This window comes from Rubrivirga sp. (assembly GCF_965213695.1).
In the GTDB taxonomy this organism is placed as follows: Bacteria; Bacteroidota; Rhodothermia; order Rhodothermales; family Rubricoccaceae; genus Rubrivirga.
On the sequence record NZ_OZ243912.1, the window covers coordinates 937,027 to 957,275 of the forward strand.

A 20,249-nucleotide genomic window follows, 5' to 3' on the forward strand; every position below is an offset into this window, starting at 1 on the left:
CACCTCCCCCTCGACCGCCAGTCACGGACCGGCCTAAAGACCGAGAGGCTGACCTCGCGGCCAGCCTCTCGGCGGAGATTCGAACTCCCTTGGCGTACCCACTTGCGGGAGCGACCCGCGCCTGAGCAGCTACCAGATGAAAAGAAGCGCGAAGCTTCCAGGTGGAGCGCAAAGCTCCAAGGTGTAGCACGTTGGCTACAACGGATAGTTCCGCTCGCGGCGGACCTGGCCCGGCGCCAGCACGGTCGGGCTCGCGCCCGGCGCGACGTTGTCGGACACGTACCAGTGGCGGTCTTGGGGCGCGTCGCGGTCGCCCAGCGGCTCGACGCGGACGCCGACCGTCGCGCCGGTCACGTGGTTCTGGCGGACCAGTAGCATCGGCCCGTAGTGGCCGTGGAGGCGGACCCCGTCGATCCGCCAGTCCGCGCCGGGGTCGGTCCGGTGGACGCGGACGCGGTTGTCCTGGACCGTCACGTGGTCGGCGTTGCCGACGAACACGCCGTGCCGCTCGCGCGACGTCTCGGGGCTCAGCGTGACGGCGACGGTGTTGCCGGCTACGATCACCGTGTCGATCACGTCGGGCTGCGACTCCTCGAACTCCCGACGGCTCGCGCCGACGTGGATCCCCTGCTGGCACCCCTCGACGCGGTTGTAGAGGACCCGGACGTCCGGCGAGGGCGGGGGCGCGTCCGGCGCCACGCTCTCGGCGACCGTGATGCCCTGGGACGCGACGGCGGGGTTCTGGCGGACTCGGGCGCGTAGCCAGTCGGCCAACTCGTCGGCCGAGCCGTCTTGGATGTCGCCCCGGAGGACGCGGGACCGGAGCGCGTTGAGGTGCTGAACGACGCTCGACGACCGGTCGCCGCCGGGCATCGGGTTCTTCTCCAGGAAGGCGGGCCACAGGTTGTGGAGCGCGCTCGGCGTGAGGAACGAGGCGTGGAAGCCGTTCATCTGGGTGCGGACCTGGACGGGGTCGTCCGTCAGCCCGGCCTTGAGGAAGCCGCTCCGGGTCTCCGACGTCGGGTCGAGGGTGCCGCCCGATCTCCGGCTGGCCCGGGCCTGAGCGATCATGGCTCGGCCGAGGACGTGCCGGTAGTGTGTGTCCGCGCTCAGGATCTCGAACACGGTCCGGTCGGCGGGGCGCTCTGTCGCGTAGAGGTGGTTGTCTTCGATCACGGCCCGCTCGACGTCGACGACCAGGATGCCGGTCTGGCGGTGGCCGATCCCGACGTCGCATCCGCGGATGCGGACGGACCGGGGGCCACGCCCCTGCTCCCTTCCGCTCCGACTGTCGCGGACGGTGATCCCCGTCGCCGCGCGGCGGATCCCGCCTGCGCACTCGACCGCCACGCGCTCGACCGCGACCGCCGGGCAGCCCACGACCGTCAGCACGCCGTTGAGGTGCTCGGCCGGCTGGCCCGCGTGACCGTCGGCAGCGAACCGCGCTCGGCCCGAGAACGCCGCGAACCGGACGCTCCGGCAGGCCGAGACGTCGAACACGGTCTCGGCCTGGTCGATGACGAACCGGGTGGCCGGCCCGCACCCGGTGACGGTGACGTGCTCCTTGTCCTCGATGACGATCGGGCCGTCGAGGACGTACTCTCCGGCCTGGAAGCACAGGTGGAAGCTGTCGGCGGCGTCGATGAGCGCGCGCGCGCGGCCCTGCCAGCCCGGCCCGGGCCCGATGGTCACGGCGCAGGCGTCGCCCTCGCGACGGCACAGCGCGTCGAGCGCGTCCTGGACCGTCGCCACGTCGTCGCCCAGCGCGCAGTCGTCGGCGGGCGTGTAGGCGACGGCGTCGGCCGTGCTGGGGTTGGCGCCGAACCGAACTGGCAGGTGGACCGGGTCGCCGGCGGCGTCCAGGAGTGTGGCCTCGACCGTGAGCGGCGCGGCGGTGGGCGTCCAAAAGACCTCGGCCCGTCCGTCGGCGTCGGTGACCGCTTCGACGGTCGGGGTGGCGGCTCCGCCGCTTGACCCGGCGATCTCGGCCTGCCCGGACGTGACCTCGAACCTGACGCGCGCGCCTTCGACCGGGTGCGACCCGTTCGCCACGCCCACGCGGAGCGACAACGGGAGCTCGTCGCCGGGCATCGCCTCCTGCCCGTCGCCGCCGACCAAGAACAGGCTCGTCAGCTCGGTGACCGGCGGGGACAGCGGCCGGCAGTCGGTGACCTCGGCCACGCCCTCCCCGTCGACGGTGACCTGGGCGAGCCGGCAGTAGTGGCGGGTGACGCCCTCGGCGAAGGTCCAGCCGTCGTCGTCGGTCGGCCACTCGACGGCGCCCGTGTTCGTCCGCGCCGGGATCGTCCAGTAGTCGCCGGTGCGGTAGCGCCGCGCCACGCCGTCGGGGCCGTTCCTGCCGCGCAGGCGGACCTGGACACCGTCCTCCAGGTCGCGGTACGTCTGGTTGTTGAGCGGCGGCAGCACGCCGTTCCACCGGCGGACTTTTGGGTCGGTAAAGTCGGACGGGTCGACCGTGGCGCCCTCAGGCAGGGGCGAGTCCGGTGAGTCGAGGTCGACGGTGAGCGTGTCGCCCTTGACGGCGACGACGCGGACGAGCGTCCCCGGCACCCCGTGGAGCTCGCGGGCGTCGTCGGTGATTTCGGCCCAGTCGCCGGGCGCGAACCGGAGCACGGCGTCGCGGCCGACGCTCTCCAACGTCCACTCGGTCTGGTCGGGGCTCTGGGCCTCAAGGCGAGAGACGACGGTCCCGTTGTCGCGGTCCCACTTGACGGTCGTGGCCGCCCGCGTCCCGCCGAGGTGGACCTCGACGCGGTAGAGCTGGTTTTCGAGCCGTCGGTAGCCCGCGCCGGGCTCGACGACGCACGGGTCGTCCGAGGCTGCGGCCACATCCGCGCGGGCGCCGAGCTGGCCCGTGCTCGGCGCCGTCGCCGTCTCCCACGACGAGACCGGGCTCGCGCAGTCGGTCGGCTCGTCCTCGTCGAGCGGGTGCAACCGGACCTGCCAGACGACCTGGGTCCGCGTCGCGGTGTCGGGCCCGCCGAGCGCGACCTCGCGGATCTCGGGCATCTCGAGCGCCGTCCGGTGCCGCTCCCAGACGTCGAGGTACGCGAGGTAGTCACCGGGCGCGGGATCGGCGAGCGTTGCGGGCAGGCCGAGCGCCGCCAGCGTGCCGGCGTCGAGTGGGAGGTGGGGCTGGGCGTCGTAGGCCACGTCGGACTCGTTCTCGACCAGCCACCCGTCGACGTAGTATCGCCCGGCGAGGATCGTCAGGCCGTCGCCGTCCGGGGTGATCTCGAAGCCGGCCCCGCTGATCGGTCCGCCGCACCCGCCGACAAGGTCGGCCGCCGTCGTCTCGACGCGGTGAAAGACGACGGCCTGCTGCTCGTTGGCGTCGGCGTCGGTCTGGACGCGGCCCTGCTGGAGCGGGACGCGCTTGACGTGCCGGGCGGGGTCGAACGTGGAGCGGGAAAGGTCGGCTTTCATCGGAGGAGAGAGCTCAGGTGACGAACAGGACGAACAGGAGGCCCGCGTCCAGGCCGATCCGGAGGTACTCCGCCAGGCTCGCGTCGAGGTTGGCGACGCGCTGGGGCTGGCGGAGCGCGTTCCACACGCCCATCTCGGACCCGTCCTCGGCGCCAGTCCGGATCTCGTCGGGGCAGCTTGCGGCGAGCTGGGTGAAGGCGGGGTCGCCGTAGTCGACGGCCGTGAACGTGGGCCGGACGCGACGGCGGACGCGCTCGCGCTCGGCGGGCGGGAGGGCCGCCACGGACGCCAACTCCAGCGCCTCCGACCGTCGGCGGAGCGCGAGGTCGGGTTGGCACCGGAAGCGGCGCGGCGTCCGCGAGCCGGCGGGGACGTAGCAGAACCGGACGCAACCGGTCTGGAGCCGGTCGGCCTCGACGGGATCGGTGAAGAGGCTGTCCGACCCCAGCGTTAGCTCGCGGACGCGGACGCGCCCGAACACGGTCGACCGCTCGATGGTGGCCGGCGGACCGGGCGCGTCGGCGCCGCCGAGGGCGACGTCGTCCGACTGGACGACGCTGTCGCGGACCCGGACGCCGCGGACCGTTTCCGGTGCCTCGACCCGGCCGCACACGACGTGGTCGAGGTCGAGCACCAACTCCGGGTTGGCCGACGAGCCGGCCTCAACACGGACGCCGCGTGGGTCGGCCTCGTGCATCCCGACCGTCGAGTGCGCGATCCGCAACCCGCCGAGGTGGTGGCCCGCACTCGTCCCCCGCACCCGTACCTCGCTCTCGATCAGCAACCCGTCCAGGACCAACGTCCCCGGCGTGTCGCTCTCCGTCGGCGCCGTCCCTTCGACCTCGACGTCGCCCAACAGGTGCGCGCGCCGGTCGAGCGGCTCGGGCCGTCCGTCGGCGTCGAGCGTCGCGGCGGCGATCACCAGCAGGCTCCCCTCGGGGATCCGAATGCGGGTGGGCCCGACCAAGTCCGCCGCGTACGTCGCGTTGTTGACCAGCGCCAGCACGCCGACGGTGCCCGGTGGCTGGGCGTGCCACTCGTCGAGCGCGTCGGTCAGCGCCGCGACGTCGGCACCGGCGCCGACGCTCCGGGTCCAGGTCGCCGGGCGGGTGAGCGCGGCGTCGAGCGAATCCTGACGGTCGTACGGTCCGCCGCCGACGTCGCCGGGGAACCCGTACGCCCAGCGCGCCCCGACGCTGGTGGGGACGGGCACGCCGCCGAGCATCGCCAGCCGGCCGAGCACGGGGTCGACGGCGACCTGGGTGCTCAGCGTGGCGCCGTCGGGGTCGGCGAGTGCGACAGGAGCCGGCGGGCTCCAGCCGGCCCCGTCCCACCCGCTGAGATTGCAGATCAGGACCTGCTCCGGCGCGAGCGGGTCGTCGGCGCCATCCAGGAACACCTCGACGGGCGGCCGGTCGCCGAAGAACACGGGCGACGGGGCCTCGCCCGCGACGAACGCCGCCCGCCGGGCTTCGAGTTCGTCGTAGAGCGGTCGTCGCCGGAGCCGGCCCGGCACGTTGACCTCCTGGGCGAGCGACGTGATCTCGGTCTCGGTCTGGGGCCGGTTGACGAGCGGCACGTCGATCCCGTACGGGTGGAAACGGTACCGGCCGTCGGGCGGGTCGGTCACGGCCCGCGCCTCGGTCCGCTCGACGGCGTACGCCTGGAGCCGCCACAGAAACAGGCCGACGTTGGGGAGGTTGTGGCGGCCCCGGTCGCGCGCGATGGACCGGACGTCGGCCGTGTGGGCGTGGACGTCGAACGCCGTGTCGATGAGCTCCAGCTGGGCCGCGTCGCGGAGGTCGGGCGCGCGGTGGTTGTGGAGCCTCACGTGGTTGACGTGCTGCGTCGTGGCGACGAGCTCGAAAAACTCGACGGCCCGAGCGGGCCACCCGGTCGTGTCCCGGGCGAGCTGCTCCAGCATCGTCGCCGTCCCCTTCCGCCGGCGGTACGCGATCGTGTTCGCCACGCGCGTGCGCTGGCTGAACCCGTCGGCGCGGACGCTGTGGAGCGGGCGGACGCCCAGCAAGTCGCCGATGTACGGGACGGCCCACTCCTCACACGTCTCGATAAAGGCGTTGTCGTAGAGGCGGGCGACGTCCTCCTCGACCAGCCGGCCCTGCTCGCCCAGCACCTCGAAGAGCGCGCGGAGCGGGCCGCCCTGCTCGGCGTCCCGGATCCGGTGGACCGCGGGGAGCAGCGCGTAGAGCGCCTCGGGGGTGACGTGCGTCATGGCGCTGCGGCGATGAGGTCGATCCCGGCCGGGTCGACGGTGAGGAGCTCGGCGGCCCAGACCTGGCTGTCGTCCCAGCGCGCGGCCTGGGCCGGAATCCGTGGGACGTCGAACGGGTCCGCCCCGCCGAGCGAGGCCAGGTCGACGGCGACGACGCCCGGGACGCCCTGCATCACGGCCAGCACCTCGGACGTCGTGACGCCCTGGCCGAAGGCGCGCGCGTCGAACGAGAACGCCTCGACGAGGGCCGCCTCGACCGCCGCCAGCACGTCGTCGGCGATCCAGTCCGGGTCGACGATCACCGTCCCCGACAGCCCGAACGTCCGGGGCCGGTACGGCCCGACGACGATCCGGGCGTCGACGTGTCGCGCGCCGTCGAGCGCGCCGACGAGCCGATCAAAGAGGGTCGAGCCCTCCGGGACGTCGGCCCCGCCGACGCCGGCAACCGTGAGGTGGACGACCCGCCGCTCGCCGCTCCACAGGACGGTCGCGAGCGCCTTCCCGATGCCCGCGAACGCGCGCGCGAAGTCCTGGACGTCCTGCACCGAGACCACGCGGTCGAGCGTGAGGACGGTCAGCGGCGCGTTCTGGCGCGCGTCCGCCAGCCGCTCGGGGTCGGCGGCGCCCGCCGGGGCCGTCGGGTTGACGACGCTCGTGACGCCGAGCGGGCGCGTCATCAGAAGCTGGATCTGCCCGGCGTCCACCCGTCCATCGAGGCCGATCCCGGTGCGGTACGTCGCCGTCACGTTCTCGGCGCCGGTGGGCAGCCGGGCGCCCGTGACGCCGTCGCCGAACTGGACTGTGACGGTCCCGTCGTCGGCGCGGCGGGTGACGAAGACGCGGGCGTCGGCGGGCTGGCGGTACAGCGACGGGACCTCGTCCCAGCGGACGCCGTCGACGCGGACCACGAGCGTGCTCGCGGCCCCGCCGGCCGTCTCCGACGACACGTACGTCAGCGGGACGTGGGCGAGCGTGAACCGCTGGAACGGGACCGAGCCGTCGCCGCTGCCGAGCACCTCGCCGGCGACGGTCTTGCCGTGCGTGGCCCGGGCCACGTTCGCGTTGAGCCGGGCGCCGGCGACGCCCTCGCCGTCCTCCCGAGCGTAGCGGTGGGCGAGGGCGGCCTCGAACGTGAGGTGAGGCAGGCCGTCGAGCGTGTCGATGCGGGCCACCGTCGCGACCTCGGCCGCGACCTCGCCCGTGTCGAGGTCGGTGCCCGAGATCGCGACCAGGCGGCCCTCGGCGATCTCGGTCACCGGCGCGTCGAGTGTGACCGTCCCGCCTTCGACCGGCGCCGTGACCGGCGCCTCGGCCCGCACCAGCGGTTCGGCGACGGCGTAGACGACGGTCTCGCGGACGTAGGCGTCGAACTTGGCGCCCAGGTTCTCGCCGCTCAGGTCGAGCCGCGTCGTCTTGGCCGACAGCGTGAACCCGGTCCGGGCGTCGTCGACCGCGTCGAGCACGCGGTACACCTCGGCGTAGCCCGGCCGCGACAACACGACCCAGCTGTCGGGGACGATCTCGGGATAGAGCGCGTCGAGGTAGACCGGCCCGTCGGGGACGTCCTCGGCGTCGAGGTCGGAGATGGCGCGGATCGTGAGTTGGCCGCCCCACGGCTCGTCCGACTCCGTCCTCCCGTACTCCTCGCGGATCGTGTCGGGCATGGCGAGCCAGTCGGGCGCCTGGGCGCCGAACAGGGCTGCCTTCTGGCGGAACACGTAGACCACCGGGTTCTTGGCGGCCGGGTGAACAGGCGGGACGTACGAGCCGAGCCCGCGGTCGAACGTCACGTGCGTCAGCCCGCGCGGCCGGTCGACGGTGACCGTTTTGAGCAAGCGGAAGTCCCACTGCTCGTTCGTCGAGTTCGACGCGCGTTCGTCGCCGACCAGCAGCAGGCCGTCGCCAGGGCGGAGGGTGAGGGCCGTGCCCACCAACCACAACTCGTCGGTGCCTCGGACCGGGCGGACGGGCTCGCTCAGCCGGGGGCGCATGGCCTGCCACTCGGCGCGCGCCGTGATCGCCTCGACGGTCTCGAACGTCTGCGGGACCTCGTCCTGGCCGGGCAGGCTCTGCGCCTGCGTCCCGACGTCGATCCGGGCCGACGCCGGCGTGCCCGGCCCGGTCTGGAGCGAGAACGCCAACGTCGTGTCGGCCGCCACGCCCGGCCCCAACTCGTAGCCGATCCGCCGGGCCAACTCCAAGACCGACCGCCGCTCGGTCGCCGTCCGGAGGTACGCCTCGTTCGCGATCCGCTCCTGGTAGAACGTCAGCACGTCCAGGACGACGGCCCAGGCGTCGACGAGCGCGAGCGTCGGGTCGGCGGCGTCGCGCGTGGAGAGCGCGGCCAGGGCCGGCTGCTCGCCGAGCGCGGTGTGCATCGACGCCCGGAACCGACCGTACGTCCCGACGCGGTGGACGACCGCCGAGAGCCCCGGTCGGTTCTCGACCCGGACCGGCGTGTGCCGCTCGACGCCGTCGCAGACGCCGCAGAAATCGAGGTCGCTCATAAGCCCCCGGTGAGGTCGACCTCGATCCGGCCGTTGCCGGGCTGGCTCGGGTCGTTGTCCAGGCGGATGATTTCGAGCGCGGCCGTCGTGAGCACGCCGGCGTCGATCTCGCCGTGGGCCGCCTCGCCCCACCGCTGGAACCGGCGGACCTCGACCGAGGTCACGCCCTCGACCGCCATCGCGGCGCGGTAGATCTGGCTGAGGTAGACCGGCTGTCCGAACGTGAACCGGTCGGGGTGGAAAAAGCCGCGTGTGCCGTCCGGCCGGTCCCGGCGCCCGAGCGCGACGAGGAGGGACCGATGAACGTCCCCGCGGACGTAGCCGGGGGCGACGCAGACGTCGAGCGCGAGGTCGAGCGGGACGAACACAGGGTCGCGGAGCTCGACGTCGTAGCCGGCCAGCCGGTACCGGCCGAGGTGGGCGCGGAGGTCGGCGAGGAACCGGGCGTCGTCGCGGACCGGGAGGCCGCCCACTCGGTCGACGGTGACGAACACGGTCATCCAGCTTCCCGTCCACCGGAACGCGGCGGCGGCCTTCTGGACGCCGGGGTGGCGCTCGGTCACCTCGGCGTAGTCGGCGGCCGTGACCGCGCGCTCCTGGGTGCGGAAGGCCTGGGGCGCGAACTGGCGGACCTCGTCCAGGCTCTCGGGCGCCGTCCCGCCCACGGCCGGCATCGGGTTCCGCGCGCGCTCGATGCCCGGCACGTCCGTCGCCACGAGCGCCTCGGCGCCGACGTTGCCGGCCGGCCCGTTCCCCACCCGATACGTCGCCGTGAACGACGCGCCGGCAGCAGGCGCTTTGCCCAGCACGCCGTCCCCGAACCGGAGCGTCGCCCGGCCCCCGGCGTCGACCTCGGCCACGACCTCGGGCGCGAACCGGGCGCTGCCGAGCAGGTCGCGCTGTGGGCTCCACGTCTCGTCGCCGTCGTCGAGGGTGAGGGCGGGGAGGGCACCGCGCGGGTTTGGGTCGAGCGCCTGGGTCGCGGGACGGTCCCGAGCGTCGGCGGCGTCGAACGGAGCGGCAAACGTCAACACGTCGTCCGGGAGACGTGGGCGGTAGCGGCCGGTCGCGGGCACGACCGGCGGCGTGAGCGGCTGGTCGGCCAGCGTCTCGCCGTGGTCGGCCAGGACCACGTTGCCGCGCGCCACGCTGACGTCGGCCAGGTCGGTCCCACCGACGACGGCGCTGAGGCAGAGCGCGAACGGGAGCGCGTCGGCTTGGTGCCAGACGACCTCGACCACGGCCGTCCCATCGAGCGCGTCAACCGCCGGCACGACCTCCGTGAGGCGGACGGCGTGGCGTCGGCCCCGGTCGGCGTCGGCGGGGAGGCCGGTCGTTGGGCTTCGGACCTCCTCGACGATCAGCACGTCGCCGGGCGCGAGCGCGAGCGACCCGGCCGGCTCGTCCACGAGCGTCGCCCGGGTGGCGCCGGCTGGCAGGCCGCACTCGGCGTCGCCCCAGGTGTAGAACCGGACGTCGTTGTGACCGGCTCGCACCGTGACGTCGTGCATCGTCTCGAACACGAGCGGACGGTCGCCGGCCGTCCGGATCGGGGTGCGGGCCGGGACCGCGACGGCCCCGCCGGGCTCGGCGACCAGGTGGACCCACGCCCTCGCGTTCGCCCCGTCGTGCATCCGGTAGTCGAGCAGCCGGGCGTGGCGCCGGACCGACGTCCGGTGCCGAGCCGTGCCGAGGTACGCCTCGGTCGCGACGGCGTCCTGGGCGTAGCTCAGGTGGTCGGCGGTGTACGCCAGGATCTCGACCAGGGCGATCTGGAGGTCGGCCGGGTTCCGGTCGCGCCACTCGGGCACCAGGACCGACAGCCGGTCGAGCATCAGCCGGCGGACGGCGGCGTAGTCCCGGGCGAGATAGTCGATGGCCGGCGCGTCGAACGTCTCGGGCGGGCACTCGTCGTCGGGCGCGCAGTCGAACGGGCTCGGGCACTCGACCTTGACCGAGAACGCGACGGCCGCCAGTCGCTGGTCCACGCCGTTGGGCGGCCCGTCGTCGGTGGCCGAGGCGACGAGCCGGAGCGTGTACGTCGAGAAGTCGCCGGTCCCGTCGGTCAGGACGACGAGCGTCCGGTCGGCGCCGTCGGCCGTCGCGAGCGCGTCGCGCTGGGCCGTCGTCAGCGTCGCGCCCGTGTCGGGGTTGGCGACGAGGTCCGTCGTGAGGTCGGCCGCGCGCCGCGCCCACACCACGCCGACCGCCGCCGCCCGAGGCTCGCGGTCGAGAAGGACGTTCGGCGTCGCCAGCGCGCCGGGCGTGCCGTCCGCCGGGAGCGGCTTCAGGAACCGGACGAGCAGGACCTGCTGGCGCGGCAGGCCGAGCGCTTCGGCGCCCCGGTCGAGCACCTCCAGGTAGTCCACGCCGTTGAGCGGCACGAGGGGGTCGGCCACCCGGCGCCGGCGGTTCTCGTTGCCGCAGTGGTACTGAGGGTCCATCACACGGTGCGGGCAAAGTCGGTGACGACGCGCTGCTGGGTCCGCCGCAGGACGTACCGCACGCGGACGCCCAACTCGGCGTCGCGCCGCGTCACGTCGACGGCCTCGACCTGGACGAGGTCGCCGAGCCACCGCTGGAGCGACGCCTGGACGCTCGTCTCGACGGCGCCCGCCAGCACGTCGCTGTTCGGCGCGAACACCAGCTGGAGCAGGCCGCTCCCGAACTCGGGCCGGTTGACCCGCTCGCCCGGCGACGTGAACAACACCTGCTCGATCAGGTCGCGGACGTAGTCGGCGTCGTCGGTCGTGGCCGTGCGGCCCCGGTCGTCGGCGTGGTACGGGTAGTCGACGTGGAGCATGGCTACTGGCCTTTGACGCGGACCTGGGTGACGGCGACCGTGACGCCCGTGCCGTTCGGGACGCAGACGGCCTGGCTGTCTTGCAAGAGCACCGGCTGCCCGCCCGCGAGCACGCGCGTGGCGCCCGTGATCCACTGCGCCGTGACGCAGGGCACGGGGCTCCCGGAGACGTTGAACGGGCACCCCGCGATCGTGTGGGGCGCCAGTTGCGTCACGACGGGCTGGCCGGCCACTTTCACGCGCGGGTTCGGCGCCGTCGCCTGGGCCTGGCCGCCGTGGAGGCACAAGACCGTCGCGCCTTGGTGGAGGAGGAATCCGGGCATGGCTAGGGATGCGTTAAGAGAGTTCGGTCGGGTCTTCGGGGCGTTGCCGGACCCCCCGTCCCATCGCCCCTCGCTCCGCTCAGCGGGCGACGGGACTGTCCCCCTTGAAGGGGGACAGCTTTCCGAGCTGGGAGCCCTTCGGCTCCGCTCAGGACAGGCTCCGCGACCTGCCGGAAAGCGGGGGGTCCGGGTACCGCGTGCGGTTGCTCCGACCTGACTATGGGGTTGAGGTGCTCCATCAGATCACGTCGAGCGCGCCGTCGTTGACGGAGACTTGGGGCCCGGTCAGGCTGATCGTCGCGCCCATCCCGTTGTCGATCTCGATGCCGGTCGCGCTCAGCACGATCTTCTGCCCGCTCGACGTCTCGAGCGTGATCCCGCCGACGCCCGGCGTGTCGTCGAGCGTGACCGTCTGCCCGCCCTCGGTCACGACCATCACCTTCTTGTAGGGCGGCGCGAGGAGGACCGGCGGGACCTCGGCCGCCGAGCCCCACCAGCACCCGGACCAGATCGGGTACTCGGGGTCGCCGTGCTCGAACTCGATCCACACGCCCGCGCCGACGGTGGGGAGGGCGAAGAGCCCCGTCTGGTCGCCGCCGAACGGGGAGCACGGGAGCGCCCACCCGCTCTCCTGGTCGCCCAGCACGTCGGGCACGGTCGCGCGGACGCGCCCGATCATCAGCGGGTCGCTCGTGTCCGAGACCACGCCCCGGTACTTGCCGAAAAAGGGCCGCTTGCTCATGGCACGACAAAGGGCGTCAGGGTGCCGGTCCCCTCCCGGCTGATCGTGAACGACTGGCGGTAGGCGCCGTCGGCCAGCGTGTGGGTCACCCGGCGGACGTAGTAGAACCCGTCGTAGCTCAGGCCCGCTCCGCGGACGCCGACGAGCCCGCGCGCGCGCAGGGCGCCGCCGTACCGGGCCGCGTCGAGCTCGCCCGAGCCCGTGACGGGGTCCGGCGCCCGGGTCGCCGCGGCCACCACCGACGTCATGGCCTCGGCCGGCCCCTGGTTCGCCGTCTCGCGGACGAGCGTCGTCCGCCGCGCGGGCAGCGGCGACAGCGACAGCGGCGGAACCCTCAGCGACGGCAACGTCGGGATCGGGATGGCCGTCTTGAGGAACGGCTCGACGACCGTCGCTTGGGGCGCGACCGGCGCCAGCCCGTCGGCCGCGAACTGGAGCGACTCGACGTTGGTCGCCGTCCCCATGCCGACCGTGAGCGCGCGCTGGGGCAGTCCGAGCCGGACCTCGGGGCCCCACGTCGCCGTGTTGACGCCCGGCGCGGCCGGCTCGATGGCGAACACGTAGCCGTTGCGGGCCGCCAGTCGCCGGACGAACGCGAGGTCGGTCTCCTGCTGGCGCGTGATCCGGAACAGCTCGATCGGCACGTCCGCCGACGGCGTCACCACCGGGACCAGGCCATATTGGGCGTACGACGCCAGGATCTGCGTCACGATGAGCCAGTCGGGCTGGTTCGGGTACGCCTGGCTCTTCTCCTCCAGGTCCAGCATCACGCCGACGCTCTTTCCCGTCACGCGGAGCGTCGACTGCCCGGGCTCGTTGCTCGGCGTCACCTGGTGGTGCGTCACGATCCCGTCGATGAGCACCTCGGGCACGACCCCGAATGCGACGGCCACGACGACGCGGTTGAACAGGTCGACGGCGCCCGTCTGGAGCACCGTGTAGTCGAGCAGGCCGCCCTTGGCCAGGCGGAACACGATCTGGAAGCCGTCCTCGCCGTCGGCGTCCTGGACCACCTCGACCTGCTCGACGGCCTGCACCACCTCGGGCCCCGCGGGGAGCGGGACCGTGGCTCCGGTCAGGAGCACCAATCGAGTGCCGAGCACGCCGTCGAGCATCACATCTGGGGCAGCGCGATCCGAATCCGCTCGCCGACCTCGTCGGTCAACTCGGTCGGGTGGATCACGAGGTTGGCGTCGGCCACGCGCCAGAACTGGAGCGGGTCGCCGAGGTACCGCGCCGTCACGACGTCGAGCCGGTCGCCGGCCACGACGGTGTGCTCGGCGAGCGTCTCGGCCTCGGTCGCCGGCGGCGGGAGGAACCGGCGTCGGACGTAGCGGACCTCGCGCGTCCCCGCCCCGTCCGTGACGACGAGCGTGGCGACGGCGAGGTCGGCGTAGCGGCCAGTGTTGGTCATGGGGCTAGAAGCTGATGGAGCCGGAAATCGATCCCGCGACTTGGCCCGCGCCGTGCATCGTCGCCATCCCCTCTTTGAGGATCTGGTGGGCCATGTAGAGCGCGCCGCCCGGGCTCAGCAGGCCGAGGTCGTGGTGGCTCAGCACGCGCATCGTGAGCGTGACGTCGGCCAGGATCGGGTTGAGGTCGGGGTCGAACTGCTTTTCCTGGATCGTCAGGCTCGTGATGCGGACGGGCAGGACGCGCTTGAGGCCCCAGTAGAACAGCGTCAGCGGGGCCTCGGGCGCCATCACCTCGACCGCTCCGGCCGCCTTCAGCACCTCGTTCCGGATCACGGCGACCGACTTCGGGTAGAGCAGCATCTCGAGCGACGCCAGCGCCGGGTACAGCCCCGTCGCCGCCGCCAGCCCGTCGGACTGCTCGAGCTGGTCGGCCGCGTCGAGCTCGATCTTTACGCCCGTGATGTCCTCCTTCGGCGGCGCCTTCAATCGGAGCGCGTCGCCCTGGGCGCCGTCGGCCGTGCTCGTCTGGGCCGTGAGCGTGCGGCTCAGCGTCTCCGGGTTGTACTGGAAGACGACCACGCTGGCGAGCGGGTTGAATTTGTCCAACCCGAGGATGGCGCCCTTCTGGACGCGGGGGGAGCGGGAGAAGCCGGTCATGGTTTCGCTGTGCAATCAGAAGTCGAAGTCCAGGGCCGGGAGGGCCGCCTCCGGCTTCTCGCCGAGGTCGATGGTCGGGGGACCGCTTTCGAGCTTCGTGACAAAGGTCTCGTAGTTATAAGCGTTGTCGAGCGTGCCCCCTTTCCCATGATGCTTGCCCTCGTTGTGGGCCGCTTCGTGGATGATCGTGAGCGCCGTCGAACCACACCCGGGACTGGCGAACTTGGGGCAGATGCTGATCGTCGTCCCTGGGATCGCGCCGGTGGCACAGGTCCCCCGCTTGTCCTCCGTTTTCTTGCAACTCTCCTTGCAGGTGTAGGATTTGCTGTCGAGAGCGTTAGCGATTGCCTCGAACACCTTGGCCACGTCGCTGGCAGCCACGTCGCTGCCGAATGTCTCGCGTAAGGCGCTCCGAGTGGTCGAAATGAGAATGGGTTTCGAGAGCTCTTTATGGGCGTTTTGGGCTTTCTTTTTCGCCGCTGCGATGGAGGACTCGATGAGCTCCTTCCGGTCCTTCGAGCAGCCGGTGATCGTGGCGCGTTGCACCCGGTGGCTTACGCCCTCGCCTTGCTGTACGACGTGCGTTAGCTCGTGCGCGAGCAGCCTGTGTCCCTCCGACGTCTTCGGCCGGTACTCGCCCGCCCCGAACGCCACGTCCCGCCCGACGGTGTACGCCCGTGCGCCTACCTCCCGAGCTGAGGTCGCCGCCCGGGCGTCGGTGTGAATGCGGACGCCGGAGAAGTCGTGGCCGATCCGAGCTTCCATGAACTGCCTCGTCCTGCCGTCGAGCGAACGGCCGGACGAGGCGAGCACGGCGCCGACGGAGGCGGGCGCCTCCATGCCAGCGCCTCCCGTCCCGACGCGCTGGACTTCGAGCGGCGCCGCCAGCGGGGCCGCGTCGGCGGGTGCGCGCGTCACGGCGTCGGCGACGCGGTCGGCCTCACGCTCGAATCGGTCGTCGGGGGCGCCGACGCGGAGCTTGGTCTGGAGTCGGCGCTTCCGGCGGCACTCGGCGCACTCGCCGGTCGGACCCGAACGGCCGCTGCACGCACACGGCTGGAGGGCACCTGAATGAGAAACGTCCACTTTTCTATGATGTGTTTCGACAATGCGCATGATCCTCTAATGGTAGAGTCCTCTGCTTTTATGAGATTTGTCACTCCATATAAAACCGTCTGTGCCATCATCGTTGCAGCATAGGCATTTGAATATGCTCATAGGAACACTGTGTTTTCCTACGTAACAATGATAAGACCATCCTGGTTGATAATTGCAATCGTAAACTATTGATTCATAGTTATCAATTCTTGCAGGTGAACAATCTATTATAGTATCTTGACTAACATTTTTATGAAAATATTGCATTATTATCTCGTCTCTATATAATTCGCTTGACTCATATTCATTACATACATACATAGTCTTGTCAACGCATCTGTCTCTTTGATTTTCATGGCTTGGCTCTGTAGGAGGCGAATCGCTTCCCTCATCCGGTACCGGTTTGGGAACAGGTTTCGGGGTCGGCGATGATGAAGTTGAAGCTGCCAACTGATCAGCGAGCTCCCAAAGCACGTCCCACAAACGGACGATGTCGTAAACCGTCCAGACGGCGAGGCCGAGAGCGATGAGATCGCCGGCCGGAATGGGGCCGTCTGCGGCGGCTATCGTCGCCGCCGTTCCACCCCGGAGCGCGAATTGTGCGACGACTATCTTCCAGAAGTGGCCCCACCCTGCCTTCGCGACAACTCGGTGCGTGGCTCCCTCGCGCGCGACTGTCTGCGCTGTCCTTTGAGCGAGCTGTCGGGCGACCTCCTTCTCGTCCACAAACCGTTGGACGACCCTCCCTGAGCGTTGTTGGGCAACATGCATTAGCTCGTGCGCGAGCAGCCGCCGCCCCCCGGCCGTGTCGGGCCGGTACTCGCCCGTCCCGAACGCCACGTCCCGCCCGACCGTGTACGCCCGTGCGCCTACCTCCCGAGCTGAGGCCGCCGCCCGGCTGCCCGTGTGCACCCGCACGCCGGAGAAATCGTGGCCCATCCGGGCCTCCATGAACTGCCGCGTCTCGCCGTCAAGCGGCTGGCCGGGCGACGCGAGCACGGCGTCGACGGACGCGGGCGCCTCCACGCCAGCGCCTCCCGTCCCGACGCGCTGGACTTCGAGCGGCGCCGCCAGCGGGGCCGCGTCGGCGGGTGCGCGCGTCACGGCGTCGGCGACGCGGTCGGCTTCGCGCTCGTAGCGGTCGCCCGGCGTGTTGACGGTGAGCTTGGGCTGGAGCCGCGTGCGCGCGAGCCGTTTGCGACGACACTCGGCGCACTCGCCGGAGGGGCCTTTCTGTCCCCCACACGCGCACCGCTGAAGCATGCTGGACGAGCGCACGGGCTCGGGAGCCGTCCGGTGGGTCGGAGAAAGCACGGGGGTCTTCATCGTTCCGAAAGGCGGGTGTAGATCTGCCGGCCGACGTGCCGCCCGACGCCCTCGGCGTCCGTGCCGGGCGGCAAGCCGAAGGCGCCCCCATCCAGATGCGGCCGGCGGAGGTCCCGGTCGAGCGCCGGCACGCCGCCCTCGGCGACGAGCCGGGCGACCTCGGCCTGGATCGCGGCGGCCACGGCGTCGCCGTCGAGCGGGCCGAGCCCGTCGAGGACCAGGCGGTCGATGTGGAGGTGGAGCGTCATGCCCAGTCGGCGATCTCGCGGTCGGTGAGCGGCTTTTCGAGTTGGGCGTAGACGTCGCGCGCGGCGTCGCGGACGTGGCCCATCGTGACCGGTCCGCCGGCGGCGGCGGCCCGGAAGGCGGCGTGGAGCGCGACGGTCCGGATCGTACCGCCGGTCGCGTTGAGCCGGGCGAGCGCCGCCGGCTCGAGCCCGTCGGTTGGCGTGGCGGCCGGGAACACGCCGCGCCACAGGGCCGCCCGCTGGTCGGCGTCGGGGAACGGGAAAGCGACGCGGAAGCGGAGCCGGCGCTCGAAGGCCGTGTCGAGGGCGCCCTTGAGGTTCGTCGTCAGGATGGCCAGCCCGCGGTAGGCCTCCATCCGCTGCAAGAGGTAGCTCACCTCGAGGTTGGCGTAGCGGTCGCGGCTGTCCTTGACCTCGCTCCGCTTGCCAAAGAGCGCGTCGGCCTCGTCAAAAAGCAGGACGGCCCCGCCGGCCTCGGCGGCGTCGAACACGCGGCGGAGGTTCTTCTCGGTCTCGCCGATGTACTTGCTCGTGACGGCGCTGAGGTCGATGTGGTAGAGGTCGAGCCCGAGCGCGTGCGCCAGCACCTCGGCCGCCAACGTTTTGCCGGTCCCGCTGGGGCCGCTGAACAGGGCCGTGATGCCGAGCCCCTTGCCCGACCGCGCGCCGACCCCCCACGCCTCGTGGACGCGGAGCCGGTGGCGGACGTGGGCCTCGACGGAGCGGAGCACGCGGAGCGGCGCCGGGGGCAGGACGAGGTCGTCCCAGGTCGCGCGCGGTTCGACGACGTGGGCGAGCCCGTCGAGCCCCTGGCGGGCCTGGAGACGGCAGGCGTGCCAGAGCGCATCGCCCGGCTCGCCGCCCCCGTCGAGGGCCCGTGCGCCGGCCGCGCGAATGGCCGGCCCGCTCAGGTCGAACTGGTCCGTCACCCGGTCGACGTGCCCGTTGAGCCGGCCGGCGGCCTCGCCCAGCGTCTCGGCCCAGAGCGCGCGCTGCTCCGCCCGTGTCGGCCGGCCGACGTCGAAGGCGACCGAGGGCCGGTGACCGAGCGCGATCCGCTCTCGACACGCGACGAGGAGCGGCCCGCCGACCTCATCCGCAAACCGACGGACGCGCCCGGCCTGGGCGGCGTCACCGACATCGAGGTCGTGGGCGTCGAGCAGGAGCCCAGCCCGGCTCAGGACCGACTCGCGCGTCCACAGCCGGAGGAGCGCGTCGAGCTCGTGGACGCCCGTCGGGATCACGCTGGCCGGCATCCGGAACAGCCCGAGCCCGAGCGCCGCGCACGCACCGGCCGCCACGTCGCGCGCGCCGGCCGCCTCGGCGCCGCACAACTGGACGGCTGGCAGCACGCCGCTCGGGTTCCTCTGCCACACGCCCGCGACGGCGTCGGCCGTCTTGCGGTGGGACGGGACGAGGGGCGCGGCCTCCACGCCCTGGACGAACCCGACCAGGTTCTCGTCGAGCGGCGCGACGCCCATCAGGTGGTGGAGCACGCGCTCGTCCAGGCGGAGCGGGCTGTCGACGAGCCGTTCGCCCGGGCGGACCTCGACGATCCGCCACTGGCGGAGCGGGGCCGTCGGCGCGAGCGCGCTCCAGTGCGCGCCGGCGAGCGCGGCCAGCGCCAGGCCGAACGTGGGGCGCGGCGTCGGCCCGGAGGCTTGGGCCGCGGCGCACGCGTGGGCGAACGACGTGTCCAACTCGACCCCGGCGCACAGCAGGACGACGGCGCTCTCGAACGGCGAGAGCCTAAACGCCTGGACGAGGTGGTCGAGCGCGGGCGGCCCGGTTGGCTCATCGGCCGCTGACGTCGGCGATGGGACCAGGGTTGGCCCCTCACCCTGTCCCTCTCCCGGGGGGAGAGGGGACCTCGCAGGGTTGCTCGCGGCGGCGTGCGCGTCGAGCGCGGCGCGGACCTCCGCCAGCGCGACGGTGAGCGCGCTGGGATCGGGCTCGCGCCACGTCGCAGGGGCGTCGGTGCGGCTCATGCGAGAGTCACCTCCTGGGACGGGTCGAACGTGGGTGGCGAGGTCGCCCGGTCGATGAACACGCTCTCGACGCCGTCCACCCGGAGCCGGGCGAGGTAGGTGCCGGCCTCGGCGTCGTCCATCACGAACGACAGCGTCGCGGTGGTCGCCGTGATCGGCTCGGCGGGAATCTCGCGCGACCCGACCACGAGCGACGCCGTCTGCTCGGGCCGGACGTGTGGCACCACGGGGACCTCGATGAGCGCCGTCCCGTTGCTGAGCGTGACCGTGACCCCAACGACGTCCATCGTCGGGGCGAGCGCGAGGGGGAGCGTGTTGGTCGTGAGGTCCCGGCCGTCGCGCGTGAGCGAGATCTCGACCGTGTAGAGGCCCGCGGGCCACTCGGCCGGGGTGCCGGTCGGGACCGTGACCGTGATCGCGTCGGCAACGACCGCGTCGGGCGTCAGGGTGTGGGCTGCGTCGAACCGCGTGTGTGAGACCGTGACGCGGTGGCCCGATCCGTCGAGGTGGTGCCCGCTCAGGACGACGGCGTCGCCGATCTGAGCCGCCAGCTGGGACGCGGGCGCGTCGAGGCCGGTGAGCGTGGGGACCGGGGGGATCAGCCCGGTGATCGCGATCACCCCTCGCTCGTCGCCCGTGACGGGATCGCGGGGGCCGCGCGTCAGGACGGGGAGCGGCGTCCGCACCGGCTCCTCGGCCTCGACGAGCACGACGGAGGCGCGGTAGGCGGCCGAGGGCCGGTAGCTGGTTTGGAAGGCCGACCACAGCTTCGAGACGCGCTCGGCCTCCATCGGCTCGGGCATGAGCTTGACCAGTTCGACCTGGTCGGCCAAGGCGGAGCCTGCCAACCGCCCGTCGAGGATCGTCCCGTTCTGCAAGACCGCGCGGACCGTGGCGCGGTCGAGGACCGGGACCTCGTGGAGCCGTTGCATCGCGACGCCCAGCAGGACCTCGGCGTGGAAGTCGTTCGAGGCGTAGGCGGTCAGGAGGTAGTGGAGGTCGAGCGCGAGCGGCGGGTTCGAGAGCCGAGCGCCCCGGCCGTTGCGCGACGGGAGCCCCGCGTTGCGCCATCCCGCGTTGGGCGAGGTCCCGTAGAGGTACACGTTGATCCCGTTCGGGCCGGCGTCGCCCAACGTGATCTGGTCCGGCGCCACGGCGGTCACGGCGGCGTCCGGCACGATCGTGCTCACGTCGTGGTCCACGAGCGCGTCGTGGACCGTCTCTCGGAGGACGGCCGTGACCGAGGCGAGGGCGAGGGCGCTGCTCATGACGACGCCTTCAGGTAGTCGTCGAGCGAGACGAGCGGCGCGGGACGCGCGGCCCGGCGCGGACGTGCGGCCGGCGGCTCGGCCCGGACGGCCCGCACCTCAACCCGCCCAATAGAGACGTGGACCGTCGGCCCAGGCTCGGGGGGTGGAGTGGGGGAGGCCGCGTTCTTCCGTCGCGGTCCCGCTCGCGCGAC

15 protein-coding genes are annotated in these 20,249 nt (G+C 72.3%); all 15 read right to left on the bottom strand.

Translation table 11 applies throughout. The annotated features are described in order from the left end of the window. Nucleotides 1-195: 195 nt before the first annotated feature. The 15 genes from ACOOHE_RS04160 to ACOOHE_RS04230 all read right to left on the bottom strand — a co-directional run bounded on the left by ACOOHE_RS04160 (nt 196) and on the right by ACOOHE_RS04230 (nt 20,055). Complete coding sequence (locus ACOOHE_RS04160) at nt 196-3,447, bottom strand: DUF6519 domain-containing protein (RefSeq protein WP_420456538.1); 3,252 nt, start codon at nt 3,445-3,447, stop codon at nt 196-198. 13 nt (nt 3,448-3,460) lie between these two features. Next, nucleotides 3,461-5,680 carry a hypothetical protein gene (locus ACOOHE_RS04165; RefSeq protein ID WP_420456539.1) on the bottom strand — a complete coding sequence of 740 codons (2,220 nt, stop codon included), beginning with the start codon at nt 5,678-5,680 and terminating at the stop codon, nt 3,461-3,463. Next, nucleotides 5,677-8,187, bottom strand: a complete 2,511-nt coding sequence (locus ACOOHE_RS04170) for a putative baseplate assembly protein (RefSeq protein WP_420456540.1) — start codon at nt 8,185-8,187, stop codon at nt 5,677-5,679. The genes ACOOHE_RS04165 and ACOOHE_RS04170 overlap by 4 nt, the downstream gene beginning before the upstream one ends. Beyond that, complete coding sequence (locus ACOOHE_RS04175) at nt 8,184-10,631, bottom strand: putative baseplate assembly protein (protein ID WP_420456541.1); 2,448 nt, start codon at nt 10,629-10,631, stop codon at nt 8,184-8,186. The genes ACOOHE_RS04170 and ACOOHE_RS04175 overlap by 4 nt, the downstream gene beginning before the upstream one ends. Continuing rightward, a complete protein-coding gene (locus ACOOHE_RS04180; RefSeq protein WP_420456542.1) occupies nt 10,631-10,990 on the bottom strand; it encodes a GPW/gp25 family protein in 360 nt (119 codons plus the stop codon). The genes ACOOHE_RS04175 and ACOOHE_RS04180 overlap by 1 nt, the downstream gene beginning before the upstream one ends. Nucleotides 10,991-10,992: 2 nt before the next feature. Beyond that, entirely contained in the window at nt 10,993-11,313 is a 321-nt protein-coding gene (locus tag ACOOHE_RS04185) for a hypothetical protein (protein WP_420456543.1), read from the bottom strand. Nucleotides 11,314-11,551: 238 nt separating this feature from the next. After that, nucleotides 11,552-12,055 (bottom strand): phage baseplate assembly protein V, encoded by a 504-nt coding sequence (locus ACOOHE_RS04190; RefSeq protein ID WP_420456544.1) that lies wholly within the window; start codon nt 12,053-12,055, stop codon nt 11,552-11,554. Next, nucleotides 12,052-13,170 carry a hypothetical protein gene (locus tag ACOOHE_RS04195; RefSeq protein WP_420456545.1) on the bottom strand — a complete coding sequence of 373 codons (1,119 nt, stop codon included), beginning with the start codon at nt 13,168-13,170 and terminating at the stop codon, nt 12,052-12,054. The genes ACOOHE_RS04190 and ACOOHE_RS04195 overlap by 4 nt, the downstream gene beginning before the upstream one ends. Next, nucleotides 13,170-13,469 (bottom strand): LysM domain-containing protein, encoded by a 300-nt coding sequence (locus tag ACOOHE_RS04200; protein WP_420456546.1) that lies wholly within the window; start codon nt 13,467-13,469, stop codon nt 13,170-13,172. Before ACOOHE_RS04200 ends, ACOOHE_RS04195 begins: the two co-directional genes overlap by 1 nt. A 4-nt stretch (nt 13,470-13,473) precedes the next feature. Continuing rightward, nucleotides 13,474-14,127 carry a hypothetical protein gene (locus ACOOHE_RS04205; RefSeq protein WP_420456547.1) on the bottom strand — a complete coding sequence of 218 codons (654 nt, stop codon included), beginning with the start codon at nt 14,125-14,127 and terminating at the stop codon, nt 13,474-13,476. A gap of 15 nt (nt 14,128-14,142) precedes the next feature. Then, nucleotides 14,143-15,243, bottom strand: coding sequence for an eCIS core domain-containing protein (locus tag ACOOHE_RS04210; protein WP_420456548.1), 1,101 nt, complete (start codon nt 15,241-15,243; stop codon nt 14,143-14,145). A gap of 6 nt (nt 15,244-15,249) precedes the next feature. Further along, a complete protein-coding gene (locus tag ACOOHE_RS04215) occupies nt 15,250-16,551 on the bottom strand; it encodes a DUF4157 domain-containing protein (RefSeq protein ID WP_420456549.1) in 1,302 nt (433 codons plus the stop codon). After that, nucleotides 16,548-16,799 (bottom strand): hypothetical protein, encoded by a 252-nt coding sequence (locus ACOOHE_RS04220; RefSeq protein ID WP_420456550.1) that lies wholly within the window; start codon nt 16,797-16,799, stop codon nt 16,548-16,550. Before ACOOHE_RS04220 ends, ACOOHE_RS04215 begins: the two co-directional genes overlap by 4 nt. Further along, complete coding sequence (locus tag ACOOHE_RS04225; protein ID WP_420456551.1) at nt 16,796-18,787, bottom strand: ATP-binding protein; 1,992 nt, start codon at nt 18,785-18,787, stop codon at nt 16,796-16,798. Before ACOOHE_RS04225 ends, ACOOHE_RS04220 begins: the two co-directional genes overlap by 4 nt. After that, a complete protein-coding gene (locus tag ACOOHE_RS04230; RefSeq protein ID WP_420456552.1) occupies nt 18,784-20,055 on the bottom strand; it encodes a DUF4255 domain-containing protein in 1,272 nt (423 codons plus the stop codon). Before ACOOHE_RS04230 ends, ACOOHE_RS04225 begins: the two co-directional genes overlap by 4 nt. Between the last annotated feature and the right edge of the window lie 194 nt (nt 20,056-20,249).